Origin of the sequence: Janthinobacterium kochi, from assembly GCF_051380715.1 — a bacterium.
Lineage (GTDB): Bacteria > Pseudomonadota > Gammaproteobacteria > Burkholderiales > Burkholderiaceae_D > Janthinobacterium.
Genome location: NZ_JBNYXO010000017.1, coordinates 73,440 through 88,018, shown reverse-complemented (window position 1 = coordinate 88,018; position 14,579 = coordinate 73,440). Strand labels below are relative to the sequence as shown.

Below are 14,579 nucleotides of genomic sequence, written 5' to 3'. Positions count from 1 at the left end.
CGCCAGCGACGCCATTCGCGCCTTGGCAATGTTCCGCCCGCGTTGTTCGCTGAGAAATTCAGCAAACAGCCACGGGTGGCTTGAAACAAGAGTGTCCGCTATTGACAGTACACCTCAGTTTGGAGGAAGTGTAAAGCGTGTTGGCCGACAACGGCTCCCCTTCAGATACACGGCCTCGTACTTCACGTTCCACCATAGCTGCTCAACGAAAATGTTGTCGAGCGCCCGCCCGCGACCGTCCATGCTAATGGAGATACATTCTCGCTTATAGCAGCATTTTTTGACAATCAAACCGCAACTGACGAAAAAACTGAGGTTCCATCGGATACTACTGCCTGTTTTTCTAGCTAACCCGTATTGATTGCGTTGACGCAGCGAACCTCTAAGCTTCATCTGTAACACTGATGATGGTGGGCAGCGGTACAGGGCTGGTTGCGTTGTGTCTCAGATTAGCAACATCGCAAAAAATACTTTAAGCATATCGAACGTCTCCGGGATATGGACCATATCGCGCCTAAGTCATTGTAAATATTGGATTTCTCCAAGAAAAAATTTATCAATGCACAATTTTTTACAATCAGATCAAAATTCCATATTTCCCATGTCGGCACCACCCAATCTTGCTATTTACGGGGTGAATAGCAATGAAGTTTAGCGAAGTAAGCCAAACTGTTAAGTTGCACTGAAAATTGACCCACTTTCCCCACGAATTTGCAACGGAATCTGACCCACGTTAGTAGCACAATTCCACCTGTCTCATCGGCAGGAGATCGGAGTGATCAACGTGGCTCTACTCGGTATCGTTCGACGCTGGCACCTTCGTGACCAGATCCGAATACGAGAAATCGCCAGGCGACTGGATATCTCACGCAATTAGCGGATTAGACAAATACTCGGTGCAGCTATCCGGATGGCTCAAGGCCGAGACGACTAAGCCGCGTAAGCAGCGGCGCAATTTGAAGCAGATCCATGAGGACCTGAAAGAGCTGGGCTATGCAGGGTCATACGACCGCGTGGCAGCGTTTGCCAGGCAGTGAAATGAAGACATGCTCACGACGTGCCTTCATGCGTTCTTTAGGAATTGTCCACACCTTCCGTTCAAGATCAAATTCCGGCCACTGTGCCTGCACAGCTTCATTTGGACGGGTCAGCGTAAGCCACATCAGTCGGAAGGCATAAAGAGTCTGGAAATTACCTCCATGTGAATCAAAGTCAACAAGCAGTTTGCCAACCTCCTCGATCAATAATGCTCTCTTTTGCTGTGTCTTGTTCGGAGGCAGTGATTTAAGTACGGCCCATACCGGGTCCGTATCTGCACGCAATGTCGCTACTGCCAACCCGAACACCGCTGACATTGTCCTCTTCGCCTCCGCCGCAACAGTTGGCGCCCCACGCTTCACGGTCTTGGTGAGGATATTTAGAACATGCGCTGATGTAATTTGGCGAACAGGAAGCTTGCCAATGGAGGGAAACACAACGCGCTCAAGCATGTCGAGGCGGCGCACTTTTGTTACCGGTTCCCAGCTCTTCAGCGCGAGCCACTCTTTGGCGATAACTTCGAATGTATTCTCTGAGTCCTGCTCTCGCTTGATACGTTCGATCTGGCGATTTTGAACGGGGCTAATGCCCAGTTTGACCAACTTCCGCGCTTTATCGCATTTTTCACGTGCATCTGAGAGACTCACGCTTGGGTAGTCCCCCAAAGCGAACCAAGATGCCTTGTCGCCTAATTTGAACCTTTAACGCCACGCCTTGATGCCGTTCGGCTTGATTTCGAGATACAAGCCGCGACGGTCATTGATGCGGTACAGCTTGTCTTTTGGCTTTGCCGTGCGGCAGTGCGCATCCGTCAACATATCGAGTGTGCTTGTAGGCAAAAGTTGGGATAACTCATCATATACACTTTTTTTCGCCTGTCCAAAATCATATACACCTGTATATCCAATTTTCCGTTGTGAGGCATTGCAATTTTTCGCAACATCCAGAAATGAAAATGCCCTCATAACAGAGGGCACATGTGGCATTTCCAGGCGAATCAGCAACGTCCTGAAATCGCCGGCAATCGCTGTGACAGCTTAGACGTTGAACAGGAAGTTCAACAAAATAAAGCTGATTTTATTAAGAAAAATCAAAATTTGATAGATTTGTACCCACTAGCATACCCACCTTACGTTTTCATACCCCACATAAAGCTCCTCATTTCACTTGGGGAGTAGATAGAGACTCAAAAAAATCCATCAATTCATGCATTGTCGTGCTCGGATTAATCTCTCCATCACGCTGCGCATCAGCCAATGCCCGCGCAGAATTTCGTCGAGCAACCTCGAACTCAGGAAGAAGAGCATCGAACATTCCCTTTTCGCCGCCCTTCGCATAATCCTTCATGCACTTCTTAGTCTTTAAATCAGCTACAAGCCGATCTCCCGCAGAAGCGCCTCCAACCGACGTGTATGCCTTCCTTGTATAACCGAAATGAAGTAAATACCAAAATTCAAAACATGGATAGGAGGGAACGACTACCACTTTCTCATTAAATTTAGCCATCCTCAATGCCTCGTGGAAAGTCTCGTGACTGTCACGGTCTATGGCACAAAACACCCTATCGTATTGCTTCGTCCGTTCAATTGCAGCAGTAACGATTCCCTTTGGATCGGTTTTGCCAATATGAGTAATTTCGACTTTAACGTGTACTCTAAAATATATGGTGGCATCCTCAAGATATTTCCGAGCGGATTTGCTGTCCTCACAAATGACTAGAACTGTTGGTTGCGCCTTGAATCGAGCGCCGCCGCGTCCAAAAGAATTCGCGCTGCGGGCCATGTTTAGCTTGTCCTTAACACAGGCAACCCCCGATATCTACCTTCGTAGTATCGCTTTTCAACATCTTCGCTCTCGCGACCATCAAACTCATGGATCGATCGGAGACGAGTGGCCCCATTTCCATCTCGCTCCGTAACCCAAATTTGATCACGCCTCAACAATTTTGTGTCCATCAAATGAGTGTCATGAGTCGTGAAGATGAGTTGTGCGCACTCATCATATTGCAGATATTTTTTGATTAGAGCGGCTACAATCTCGGGGTGTAGGCTGCTATCCAGCTCATCAACAGCGACCATTTTAAAAGGTCCCCCTGTGTCCGCCAGTACGCTCCAAGGAAGCCAAAACCCGATGAGGCCTTTAGTTCCCTCGGACTCCTCCTCAAAGTCAAACTCAGCCTCTCCCAACGCTGTACGATGCGTAAATGTAGTCTTCATCACCGTAGAGTTTTTCGAAACTGATACACCATCATCAAATAGAGAAGAAATACTTGGCTTTTTTGACTCAACCTCTTGAGTGACAACTCGCATAGCGGTAACAGGAACATCTACTTCCTGTAAGAAAGATGCAACTTCAGTACCCAATTTAGGTGTTCTACCGACTAATGTTTGAGAGGTTTTAGCCCACGTAGACATTCCCTTAGAAATAACCAGCATGCCGTTCGATAGCCACTGAAACGGCAAACGAAGCTGCTGAAGCTCCTCACTGCTGTTCGCTACAGCTTGAGAGATGAAAAGCGAAGTCGGTCCGGTAAGCCTACGCCACGCAGTATGCAATTCAGTTCCGCCCTCAAGCTCTGAACTAATCCTGTACTGATCACCTTGTCCCTCAACAAAACTCCGTTGATAAAGCATGCATTCACGTCCTTTGGGATAAGCAGTCAATCGCTCTTCTACAATTCTTTCAGCAGTAACAAAAAGCTCAAATTGATAACGTAAGCCCTTATAAATAAAGTTAACATCAAAGCAACTTGGTTTTTCAGCAAGATTTGTATCGAACCGAAATGGCGATACTGGAATAACTTTTGTAGTCGCTGGGGGAGCGTTAACCAGGTTCGGAATGACACTAATCGCTTTAAGTAAATTGCTCTTACCTGAAGCATTCGGGCCATAAATTGCTGCAACCTTCAAGAGATCAGGCAATTTTTCCCCAACAACATTGGGCGAAAAAACGTTCTCACGTTTCCTCAAGCGCGGTGCGGCTACCATGGAAATGGTTTGCCGTTCGCGGAACGACCGAAAATTACTTACGGAGAATTCAATTAACATACGGAAATCTCGCAGATGGATATGCTTTCATAGCACATATTATGACTGAATCCACAAGTAAGTGCATTTTTTCTGCACTTCGCATAATTTACCTCAACAAAGCGGATGAAGCACAGCCAGATAGAAGGCTCCTGCACAGCACATCGAACGTCCAACCGTCTCCGACGGCCCTACCGGGGGTCTCTCGCTTGCGAGGCGGCGGGGACAGGGGGAGAACCGCATCCCCCTACCCCTTGCTGAGAGCGTAGGTCACTGCGACGGCGTCAAGGGCTTTCGCGGCATATCCTCGCCGATAAACCCGGCTGCGGTATTCCACGTCCCTTGACCCCATCTCCGTTTATTTACGCTAAACATCCCATCGTCTTCAGTCAGGAAGTAGGCTCATCGCTTCGTCAGCGCAGCTAGTACGTCAGCGTGCGTGGCAATCACACGTTTGGCAGCTTCCAATACTAGGTGCCTTACCGCTTCGCTCGTCAAGTCGAGCGAAATCGGACGTACTGGTTTGCCATTTAGAGCGGGCTTGATGCCATAACGTTTTTCGATGTCTATCATTGAGCTTTTTGGCATTACTTGTACTCACAATTTCAGACTATGGCCGGTGTAAATTAGGCAGTCCAGACGGTGCAGATAAGACGCTTACGGTTGCCCAGCCGGAGGTGGACGACCAGCCCAGCGCCCCTCAATCCAAGCCTCCCAATCCCAAACGTACGCCAACGCTTCCTCGCCCTGCAGCACAGGACACGCAGAACCACGTAACGCCTTCGTAAAGTGGCTGCGCCATGGATCGGGAATCTCCCGAATCCGAATAAAGTATCGTCGGCCAGCATGCATATAAACTGGCACGGCATGAGCTAACTCTTGTAAATTCATCCTCAAACGCCCCTGGCTTTAGGTCACTCTTCGATGGAAATCGCAGCTCCTACCAGGCGAACTATTGTTAGGCCCTAAGAAGCAGTTGGCGCTATATCCTCATCGATGAAGCGGCACATGATATTCAACGCTCCCTTGACTGACGTACCGAGGAATTTTCACGCATAAACACTCAGATCGCGAGCGCCGCTCGGGTTTGCCCTTGAAGGGCAACTCGACTTCAGGGGCAACATCCAACAATATAATCATGCGTGCAACCCGAGTCGGCGCAACTCAAATTTCAAGGCGACCTGCTGGCCTGACATCAAAACATGCTCTCCTTCGCGCCAATCGCCGCAAGACACATCGTCAGCGGTAACACCAGCTGCGTGTAGCTCATGAGCCAAGTCAAGCAAATCGAAGCGCTCGAAGCAACGCCCATCTTCCATCTTCGCCATGAAACCGACATCGCTCAGGTGAACATATGTTTTCATTTATTTCCCTTGGATCATTGAGCCAGATCAACGATTTTCAGTAGTCTGGGTCGCTTCGTCGTCAGCGCCGACGGTCAGGTTTCAGATGCTTTTCGCGACATTTCCTCGTCGATAAAACCTCTTAAGATATTCAACGTGCCCTTGACTGATGTTCCGAATATATTCACGCATAAACACTCAGAAGTCGAGTGCGCGTCGTGATTGAGCTGAGTTGCCATCCTCATTTAGTTGAGCCGTTACCCCGTCCAACCATTCCATGATAATCCCAGAATCGCAACAACATACTGCGATGAAACGTTCGTTCATCAGCCTGTTGCAGCTGTTGCAAATAGCAATACAATTTACCCTAGTCCTCTAAGACCTTTGCAGATACCACGAGCACTAGATCGGTCTGAGTCTTGCTGTCCGACCCAGCGGACCATGATGCAGGCAGGAAACTCAACCCAGATTTCGATTCCGACGACTGGGTATCCTGCAATCCGCCCAAGAGCATTACGTCACCATCTTTAAGACCTACGGTGGTGGTCAACTGGCGCAGAATGAGTGTCGGGGACCCGACAAGCCCGCTAGTATTCGACTTGAAGCTACTGATCTGCGCGTCCACGTCCAGGCTAATCTCTCCGCTGCCCAGTACGCGAGGCAAGGCGTCGATGATGACCCCGGACGGCGTATACACGATGTTTTGAACCCGATTGCCTGCATTGTCGTTTCCACTACTGGAAACAGTGGCCGTCTTGTCACCTACCGTCAATTTAAGCTTGGTCCTGTCATAGCCAACAAGACGGCTGTTCGTAACCTGTTTGAAACGGGTATCGCTGTTCAGCGCATCAATGACCAGCTCAAAGCGTGTGTTCTTCAGGCTGATGACCGAACCCGAATTAGTTGTACCGAGCGAGGCTCCCAGCTTGGCCCCCAGAAAGGAAGCTGCCAATGAAATTCCTCGGCCAGAGCCGCTGCTGTTAGTGACTTCAATCCACGATGCCGAGACGTCGACCATCTTGGCGTGCGTGTCGAGACTGCGGCACAACGAAAGCATCTTGGAAACAGCTGCTTTAGAGCCAGTAAGCACCACCAATTCACCAGCGACGGTGGCAGCCTTAGCACCGAAACCGGCGGCGACGACTGCGGCCACGAACTCGCTGGTCCGATGAATGGGCGCAAAAAGTTCCGATTCCTCGTCTTCCTTCCGGATTTGAAAACCTGCGGTATCTGGCAGCACGTGACCAGCGATGCCAATGGGCGCGATTTGCGGGCTAGTGATGCCCAATGCCTGACTTGCCGAGTGCGCAGGTAGCGGCTGGCTCGCAATTGCATCCTGCGGGCCGATCTCACGATTCAGCGACAGGTAGTAGATGCCGCCCTTGAGCGTCGTCGTAATCCCCTCGCGCAGCAGCAGGTCTTCAACGAAGCGTGGCAGCTCGGCGGCGTCGATGTTCTTTACATTGATCGTAATTCGTTTGTCGATTCCGATAACGTCGGGGGATACCACGAAGTCCCGGTGCATGATCGCCTTAAACATAGCTTCGCCGAACGCCATCAGCGGCGTGGCATTGAAGCTCAGTGAGACAGGAGCCGGGGCCGGGGCGGCAATCGCCAAGACTGGGGCGAGGATCAGGGCCGACAGAAAGCGCCTCATTGCGCGCCTCCTCTGACCCACAGTCCCGTTTCGATTTCGGCCTCCCATCCGCTGGCACCAGACTTGAAGCGCAGCGGCGATACAACACGGCCATCGGAGAGAACCACGCTCACCGAACCGGAGTTGGTAAGAAACCCTTTACCGGTAACGGTCTCGGAGAACTTGACCGGCTTGGCAGCATCGGCCACGGCGGCAGAGGGGGTGAAAAACATCGGCCCAAGTACATGGGAGCCTACGCCCCCGAGTACGAGGCCAAACATTAGCGCGATTGAGAGAAACTTGGTCATGTGCTTGTGCGGTGGTTTGGGAGGGATCGGGCGGTCTGCGAGCAATTCGTAGTCCTGGGGAATACGTACAGGGCCAACGAAGCCAGGACGGATGCCGGTGCGTGACTGCAAGTGCCAGCTAGGCAGCAAGCAGTGGATAGCGTGCGGGTAGCTGTCCGAGAACACTTGTGTGGTGTTATAGGCGCGGTTCAGGTCATCTCCACGGAAGTGCCAGCGGTCGGCGACGATGCCTTCCGGAGAGCAGCCGAGGCGCACCACGCCGATATGCATGCGAGGCAGTGAGCCATCGCTGAAACCAGCGGTGACAAGCTTGAACGCGGCTGAAACGAACGGCACTTTCATCCGATCGAGGCGGCTCATGCGCACCACGTACTCGAACAGGCTATCGCGCAACTGCTTGTCAATCTGGCTGATGTTCTGACAGATGAAGTACACATCCCATCCGTACTTACGTGCATGGATCGCCCATTCCAGCAGCTCCTTACGTCCACCAGCTTGGAAGTCCCGAGTATTCAACCAGGATGCGCACTCGTCGAGAAACAGCGCCCCGTTGTGCGACTCATCGAAACCGGGGAGAAGCTGCGGCGCGGGCGGCGTGTACTCGAACCCCTTGGCGGTGTATTTGAGCACAGGCTCGAAGTCGATGAAGCGATTGCCTGAGCCGATGGCGTACAGGTCCGCCGACGTGGGTTTGTCCGGCACGCGAATAACGGTCTGCTTTGACTGCCCCGGCATCATATGTTCCATGAACACGTCACAGTTTGTCGCAACGCGCTTGCCAGCGCGCAGGTAGTCGCGCAACAGCTTCATCGCACCCTTGCCCTTGCCGCTTCCGAGCTTGCCGGTGATAGCGTAAACGGCCATGTCAGATCAGCTTGTCGAGGATGGTCTTCTTGTACGTGTATAGGGCGCATGCTGCCCACACGCTGCAATACACGCTGGCGAGCGTGTACGTAACCGGGTTGAACGCAAGCGACAAACCTACCGCGAAGTTAGGGTGAGACTGACTAATGCCTTGAATGACGGGACCGCAAACAACGTTTGCGCAGACCTGACCAGCGGCCCATAACGCTGCGACCATTGCCGTTAGCGTGGTGACGGCCCAAACGCGCATCCCGACTTTGGCGCTGTTCTCAAAGCCAAGATAACCAATAAGAGTTGCCCACATTATGATGCTCCTAATTGACGGCCAGTGCGGCCCGTATTTGCTGGACACAGCCCAGCAGGCAGAAGAAAGCCAAGACGCCATTAATGAACGTCTGAAAGGTGGCAAGCGGGGAGCAAATGTCCATCATCACCGCACCAGTACCATTGGGGCCATCGATCATGGGATTGACGCAGGCCGCAGTCGGAATTTTCGGTACAAACGACCAAGTGAAACGGTTAGATACGATATTTATCTGCGACTGAGAATAAGTATTCCAAGAGCCAATATTGTCCGTGATCGATTTCGTGTAATCGGTTGTGGGTTGATCGGCAGGTGCGGTGATTTGACAACGAGGCTGCGAAGAGCCACCACATGCCGTGCTAGTGGTCTGGGCATTGGCCGAGGCTGTCACTGCAAGGCCTACGAGGAATAAACCCAGCTTTAGGAAAGGGAATCGTCTCATGATCAGTCCCGAATGGCAGATTGAATTTGGTTAACACAGCCGTAAACACACAGCACACCAAGCACAGCGTTGATAAAGAATGAGAGGCGGTCGAACCAGACGCAAATATCCATGTTGATGGTAACGTTGCCTATGGGACTTTTGAGTGATGGGTTTTTACAGGCTGCCGTGGGGATCGATGGAATGAAAGACCAGTTGAACTGACTTGAGCTAATCGCATCAAGCTTACCTTTCATGCCCGTGTCGGCAGTCCGGTTGGCGGTGTTGGTATCACTGGACTTGACACTAGTGGCATCGTCGCGTGCAAACTCAACGCTGCATGCGCTTTGACCGGGGCCACCACACCCCAAGCCGTTGTCGGGTTTCTCGGGAGGCGTAATGTTGACGTGAACGATGACATAGCCGCCGGTGCTAGGATCATATGCACCGGTGTCGAGGCCAGTCTTGCTGCCATCTGACTTAGTGATGCTGATGTCGAATCCATTACCAGCATTGGCACCTACCTCGACGGACTGGGAGCCATCCTTGGATGCAAGCGTCAGTTTGGCCGTATCGGACAAGCCATCGCACGCCGGGTTCGCCTTATCCGTCAACATTTGCTTAGTCGCAGGGTCGAACAAAATTTCACAAGTTGTATCGGCAGGCTTTTTCACCGCAGATACATTCGTGAGATCGCACTTGCTCGAATCAGAAGTCGATGCGCTGTAGCCAGGATCACAGGTAACATCAACATCGCGGGCCTGATCAAAGAACACAACAGCTTTTCCTCTAACATCAGTGCTAACGTTAAGGTCACCTGGGCGTGGACCTTCAGAGGGAATGCGAATCGAATATGAATATCGATCAGACGTAAGATAACGTGCGTCTAGGGCCGCATTACTTGCATCTGCTTTCGCAAGACAGTCAGCGCCCTGAGCTAACCCTTCCTCGGAGCTAGGACTAATATCTATACGAAATTTGCATGTAACAACTTTGGCGACAAAGGGAAAAGCTCGGTCTGGTGCGAACATCTGCTTGACAGTAATAACACCGGCAACGTGTACGTCACCATATGCATGTGACTGTTGGGCCATCCAGATACGGGTAGACTCAGCAGAAGGATCGTTGGCAGGTTCGGTCGGATTTTGTGCATGAACGCCGATGCTAATCGGACCGGTAGGAGGCGGAGGTGGGGGATTACCGCTAGCCGCAATCTGTGGCTTCGGTGTCACATCACGCTTGGCACTACCCGCTGCAGGGTCATTGAACTTTTTCGGATCAGGATTTTGCCGCTTGGTATCAGGCTTGAGACTAACCGTAATAGCCGGCCTCGGCTGTTGGGTTGAAGCAATCGGCGTCTTGCTGGTGCAAGGCGCGCTCAATGCGAACTTATTGCAATCCCACCAAAGAATCGCACTAATGATCCCGGTCTGCCCCGCAATCAAATCACCGATTAGGATAGAACCACCAGTCAGCTCAAGCAGCCAAGCCGCGATGATAGGGACGATGGCTTGCGAGCGCATAGGAACGACTACCAGGGCGACGGAAACGAAAGTGACAGCGATGATTTTCTTGAAAGATGCCATGGTGTGAAGCCCATAAAAAACGGCCAGAGTCGTTAAACACTGGCCGAGCGTAGAACCCGGAAAGGGGATTAGCCTGCTTTGCCGAATGCCTTCTTCATCATCTTGATGCCCCAGAAGCCACCTGCGACCAGCACGGCGACTGCGAACGCCGCAGTGATGTAGGTCTGCGCCTGCGTGGACAGCGCAGTAATGGCCTCAACGCCCGGGTCGCCAGCTGCGAAGGCTGCGCCGGTAGCGACCATTGCCGAAACGGCTACCAACGCCTGTTTGGTGATTACTTTCATGTGTAACTCTCTAAAAAATGCCGTTAATAAAACCCTGGTTTGGCGACGCCGGGGAGTACTTCGAAAACTTTTATCTCGGCAAGCCATGGGCTTAGTCAAGCGACTCGATAGCCTGGCGGGCAATACGTCGAAGCGCGCCGCCCGCATAGCCCAGACCGAACGCAGTTAGGCAATAGCCGACAACCTGGTAGATGGTCATTTGTGGTCCACGATCCGATGAATAACGTACTTGACAAGATAGACAGCAGCGACAAATAGTCCAGTCAGGAATAGGATCGGCCCGAGCGACTCGAACAGGCTAGTCATCGCTGTCCTCCGGCAATCCAACCGAGAGCGAACAAGACAACAACTGCAATTGAAATCACAACTTCAGATGAGACAACATCCATGTCTTCCTCGCCTAGCAACGATTACTCTTCGATGAGATCGAGCGTATGCTCAACCGGCACTACCTTCACAACCTCACCGGTTTGCTTATCCTTCGTTTCATACGGCTTGCGCTGAAAACCGCCCAACACACACGGAACTGAGATTTCCTCGCCCTTATCGCCCAGACGAGCTTTGCTACGAATCTCAACCATCTGCGGCCGCGAATAGACATCGGCCGCAGGCGTGATCACCTGTGTGTAGCGCTTTCCTTCATAGGTTTTGGAACCCTCGATACGACCGCTCACCATCACCTGCATTGCCTTGCTGGCCTGATGACCCTTCTTGTCGTCCATCTTCATCATTACGTTCGATTCCGCCATTTTTTATTCCCCTAAACTATCTGCATAATTTCCGGCTTGCGTGCTACTTCTCACGATTGCGCGCCGGTACAAAACACAATCGCTTGCTAAACCTTTGAAGCTATTTTTAATGCACTGATGGCGTGCGCAAGCCTGTGACGGGTACCTCATGGAGGTCCCTATATTTTTCGCGCAGGTATTCCAAATGCGCGCTCGGGGCACCTGGTGCCCGTTTCCGATGCCGCACATAGACAGCGATGTGGTCCACCTCGGCACGTCGAGTGTGATTACGATCAGAAATTCGTCCCGCATCGAAGGACGGAGAGGGAATTTTATTTTTTGGCTGATACGCTAGCTCGGCTTCTACCGGCTGCGTATACTTATTTACACTAGTCCAAGTAGAGGCAGAAGCGGCCGCGATTCGAGTCCAGGGTGGAGATGGGCACGCCCTGACGCTATGACCGGCAAAGGAAGACGCGACGCTCTCGCCGGGCCCTGTGATCGTCCATTGGTAACGCACGGACTCATAAACGATTTGTGGCTGGCACGCCAGATACACGCCTACAGGCTTTTCCACTTCCTCAGTCTCATACCGGCCAGCGACCATCACCTCTCTCGAAGCCAGCCGTATCTGTGTATCGCGGCCACATTGAGGTCCGCCCATAGCCCAAATGAATCGCGCGAAATCCGCCCGCTGTACAACTGCCGGATCATCCGATTCAACCTTTTGCGTCGCTTGGTACGCGTCACGAATTAGGTCATCCGCGTGCAGCAAAGCACCTTCATCTAAACGGCTTAGCTCGCGCCATACCGAGATTTGCGGCCCGCCAATTGGTTGGAACTGACGAATATCCCAAACTTGCGCCCAATACGTCACACGCTGGGACGCCGTCAATTCAACATCACCGAATCTGTCCACAGTAATGACGTAAGTCTCCCCACTTTCGAAAGTCTTATGATCGCCTACGCCCGTCCCATCGATATTCTTGCTTACGTACTTGGCGATGTAACCCGCTGCGGTCCCCTTCCCTGCCTCGATCTTGACCAATTTGACTCGGTTTTTCTGGGCACCATCCTCGTCTCCATCCATTTGCAGCGCGTACTTACGGATTACACGCTCCATGATCTCAACCTCGTGCGGAGCTAAGAACAGCAGCATGTGCCAGTGCGGACAGCCGTCTGTATGAGGCTCTGCAATACGGAAACCATAAGGCCTGATGCCACGACGATGGAGTGCTGAACGAATCAAGGCCCACACGCCAACTAGATACCTTTGCGCGTCGGATGGCGTAAAGTCTTTGTAACCATCGTTCGTACCACCTACGCTATGGAATTTACTGGGACAAGTAATCGTCCAGAACATACCTACATGACCCAGCACGCTCGCCACCTCTTCAAATCCTCGAATACGTAGCATCAGTTCACCACGACGAATCGCCTTGTTCGCAGTCCCCAGCGTAGCCAGCTTGGCTAAGCTGTACACATCACCGTACTCATTAGTAGCGATACATAATTCCAACAATTTTTGGTTCTCATTGTTTTGCGCCGCCTGCGCTATCGCTATTTCACGGCTGATGTAAGGATCAGCACGCAAGTGTGTCAGGCCAAGCTGTATCGACGTGTGTTCAAACCGGCGCACAAGTTCCTTGCGCAACCTCCGTCGCCACCATCCCTTATCAACAGCACGCGCGATATACCCGCCCAGGGTTCTGGCCACGGGTTCTGAAACGCCTCGGCGCGCGCACACTTCGGCAATACCTGCCTGAATAGCGTCAGCGGTCTGGATGCGATCACAAACTAAATAGCACTCCCTTGCCGCTTGTTCCGCAGCCACCGAAATAGCGATGGGCCCAGTCATAACACCGTATTGATCTACCAACGGTAGACGCAAATCGTCAGCCAATAAGGCATCAATTACGCGCTGTCGGCGCATGTTCAATCCACCAAACAAACGATGCACGGCATTTGCCATACGTAACGGTATCCCCATGTTCTGCATCAGTGCACCTTACTGGCAGGATTGTTCATAGGCGTGTCACACATGCATTTCTGTATCACGATTAGTTCACACAACAACCTTTGAAGTGCATTCCAAACGATATCTCGCTCTCGCGTATCAAAAGACATAAGGCTGCTAGTGGCGCGCTCCGCAGGAAAATTTGCAGCCATAACGGCGACAGTACGGGCTGAGATTGGCGCGCGCATCCAAAAAATTCCACGGACAGCTTCTGCATCAACGGCACGAATAGCCGGGTTGAAACCAGTCATTTGCATGGACCTCTTCATGCCGCAAGTTCCCTTGAAATCAAAGTATTCTGACGAACAGGTCCGCCCATGGCGGACACACGGCAAAATTCGCCCGCACCCGCTACCGCGTGCACGTTCGAGCTTTGCCGTGTAGCTGTACCAGGAGCGTCAACAACCATGAAAATGGGCGGGGCTGAACTGCGACGAGACTCAACAAGTTGTCCTATACTTTCCCGAATCGGACAGCCAAACTCAGTTCCAGGCGCAGGTGCAGCGAGAGCAGCTTCAGCAGCAGCAAGGTCTGCAGATGGGACACGTGCGCCATGAGGATAAATAATCTCAACACGTAAAACACCTTCCAAATGTTTCGAAAGGTATTCGCGTTTCATCTGCCGAGCGGTCAATACGCAAAGTAAGAAATCGTCGAAAGCAGCTTGCGAAAGCATGGTTGCACCGGCGTAGATTCGATACGTAAACACTGACTGCACGCAAGGAGAGGTTCCGGCGATAGGCTTTAATGGCAAGGGGCGTGGCCCAGCAGCCATTTCAAAAGGAGGGCGACAGAGAGTCATCATTCTGAATCTCCATCTGCACGCAAGATGTGAGAAAAGACCGATGACCAATGTGGCTCATCACGCATCGCGGCACGCTCAGGGTGCGACCACCATTCCAACCTCGTGGCGGATTGGTTAGTCGAATATTGAGCAATCCTGTCTATCGCCTGGGCAATACCATTCTGCCTCAGAGCGGTCTGTCCGTGACCGATGGCGATTGCACACTCAGATTGGTGTGGG

At 51.9% G+C, this 14,579-nt stretch carries 15 protein-coding genes and 2 pseudogenes; 1 reads left to right on the top strand and 16 read right to left on the bottom strand.

Features of this window, described 5'->3' with window-relative positions:
• Window positions 1-775: 775 nt before the first annotated feature.
• Window positions 776-1,031, top strand: a pseudogene (locus ACQ4WL_RS25320) (IS21 family transposase); the annotation flags it as partial.
• Here the strand turns inward: ACQ4WL_RS25320 and ACQ4WL_RS25315 are convergent.
• The 16 genes and pseudogenes from ACQ4WL_RS25315 to ACQ4WL_RS25240 all read right to left on the bottom strand — a co-directional run bounded on the left by ACQ4WL_RS25315 (window position 1,002) and on the right by ACQ4WL_RS25240 (window position 14,360).
• Complete coding sequence (locus ACQ4WL_RS25315; RefSeq protein ID WP_436512208.1) at window positions 1,002-1,640, bottom strand: tyrosine-type recombinase/integrase; 639 nt, start codon at window positions 1,638-1,640, stop codon at window positions 1,002-1,004. The pseudogene ACQ4WL_RS25320 and the gene ACQ4WL_RS25315 sit on opposite strands and share 30 nt — an antisense overlap.
• A pseudogene (locus ACQ4WL_RS25310) lies at window positions 1,614-1,715 on the bottom strand (Arm DNA-binding domain-containing protein); the annotation flags it as partial. The gene ACQ4WL_RS25315 and the pseudogene ACQ4WL_RS25310, both read right to left, overlap by 27 nt.
• A gap of 24 nt (window positions 1,716-1,739) precedes the next feature.
• Window positions 1,740-2,042 carry an Arm DNA-binding domain-containing protein gene (locus ACQ4WL_RS25305; RefSeq protein WP_436512203.1) on the bottom strand — a complete coding sequence of 101 codons (303 nt, stop codon included), beginning with the start codon at window positions 2,040-2,042 and terminating at the stop codon, window positions 1,740-1,742.
• Between the two features lie 154 nt (window positions 2,043-2,196).
• Window positions 2,197-2,820: an RloB family protein gene (locus tag ACQ4WL_RS25300; protein ID WP_436512201.1), complete on the bottom strand. Its 624-nt coding sequence runs from the start codon at window positions 2,818-2,820 to the stop codon at window positions 2,197-2,199.
• Between the two features lie 2 nt (window positions 2,821-2,822).
• Complete coding sequence (locus ACQ4WL_RS25295; protein WP_436512200.1) at window positions 2,823-4,085, bottom strand: AAA family ATPase; 1,263 nt, start codon at window positions 4,083-4,085, stop codon at window positions 2,823-2,825.
• A 1,115-nt stretch (window positions 4,086-5,200) separates the two neighbouring features.
• On the bottom strand, window positions 5,201-5,428 hold the full coding sequence (locus ACQ4WL_RS25290; RefSeq protein WP_436512198.1) for a hypothetical protein: 228 nt from the start codon (window positions 5,426-5,428) through the stop codon (window positions 5,201-5,203).
• Between the two features lie 346 nt (window positions 5,429-5,774).
• The gene (locus tag ACQ4WL_RS25285) at window positions 5,775-7,064 is read right to left on the bottom strand and encodes a type II secretion system protein GspD (protein WP_436512197.1); all 1,290 of its coding nucleotides are present in this window, start codon (window positions 7,062-7,064) and stop codon (window positions 5,775-5,777) included.
• Complete coding sequence (locus tag ACQ4WL_RS25280) at window positions 7,061-8,215, bottom strand: zonular occludens toxin domain-containing protein (protein ID WP_436512195.1); 1,155 nt, start codon at window positions 8,213-8,215, stop codon at window positions 7,061-7,063. Before ACQ4WL_RS25280 ends, ACQ4WL_RS25285 begins: the two co-directional genes overlap by 4 nt.
• A gap of 1 nt (window position 8,216) precedes the next feature.
• Window positions 8,217-8,519: a hypothetical protein gene (locus tag ACQ4WL_RS25275; RefSeq protein ID WP_436512193.1), complete on the bottom strand. Its 303-nt coding sequence runs from the start codon at window positions 8,517-8,519 to the stop codon at window positions 8,217-8,219.
• Between the two features lie 10 nt (window positions 8,520-8,529).
• The gene (locus ACQ4WL_RS25270) at window positions 8,530-8,961 is read right to left on the bottom strand and encodes a hypothetical protein (protein ID WP_436512192.1); all 432 of its coding nucleotides are present in this window, start codon (window positions 8,959-8,961) and stop codon (window positions 8,530-8,532) included.
• A gap of 2 nt (window positions 8,962-8,963) precedes the next feature.
• Entirely contained in the window at window positions 8,964-10,526 is a 1,563-nt protein-coding gene (locus tag ACQ4WL_RS25265) for a hypothetical protein (protein WP_436512190.1), read from the bottom strand.
• Between the two features lie 68 nt (window positions 10,527-10,594).
• Window positions 10,595-10,810 (bottom strand): major coat protein, encoded by a 216-nt coding sequence (locus tag ACQ4WL_RS25260; RefSeq protein WP_436512188.1) that lies wholly within the window; start codon window positions 10,808-10,810, stop codon window positions 10,595-10,597.
• Between the two features lie 302 nt (window positions 10,811-11,112).
• The gene (locus ACQ4WL_RS25255; RefSeq protein WP_436512206.1) at window positions 11,113-11,199 is read right to left on the bottom strand and encodes a tail virion protein G7P-2; all 87 of its coding nucleotides are present in this window, start codon (window positions 11,197-11,199) and stop codon (window positions 11,113-11,115) included.
• A 21-nt stretch (window positions 11,200-11,220) separates the two neighbouring features.
• A complete protein-coding gene (locus ACQ4WL_RS25250) occupies window positions 11,221-11,541 on the bottom strand; it encodes a single-stranded DNA-binding protein (protein ID WP_436512186.1) in 321 nt (106 codons plus the stop codon).
• 124 nt (window positions 11,542-11,665) lie between these two features.
• On the bottom strand, window positions 11,666-13,537 hold the full coding sequence (locus ACQ4WL_RS25245; protein WP_436512184.1) for a replication endonuclease: 1,872 nt from the start codon (window positions 13,535-13,537) through the stop codon (window positions 11,666-11,668).
• Between the two features lie 283 nt (window positions 13,538-13,820).
• Window positions 13,821-14,360 (bottom strand): hypothetical protein, encoded by a 540-nt coding sequence (locus tag ACQ4WL_RS25240; RefSeq protein ID WP_436512183.1) that lies wholly within the window; start codon window positions 14,358-14,360, stop codon window positions 13,821-13,823.
• Window positions 14,361-14,579 lie beyond the last annotated feature (219 nt).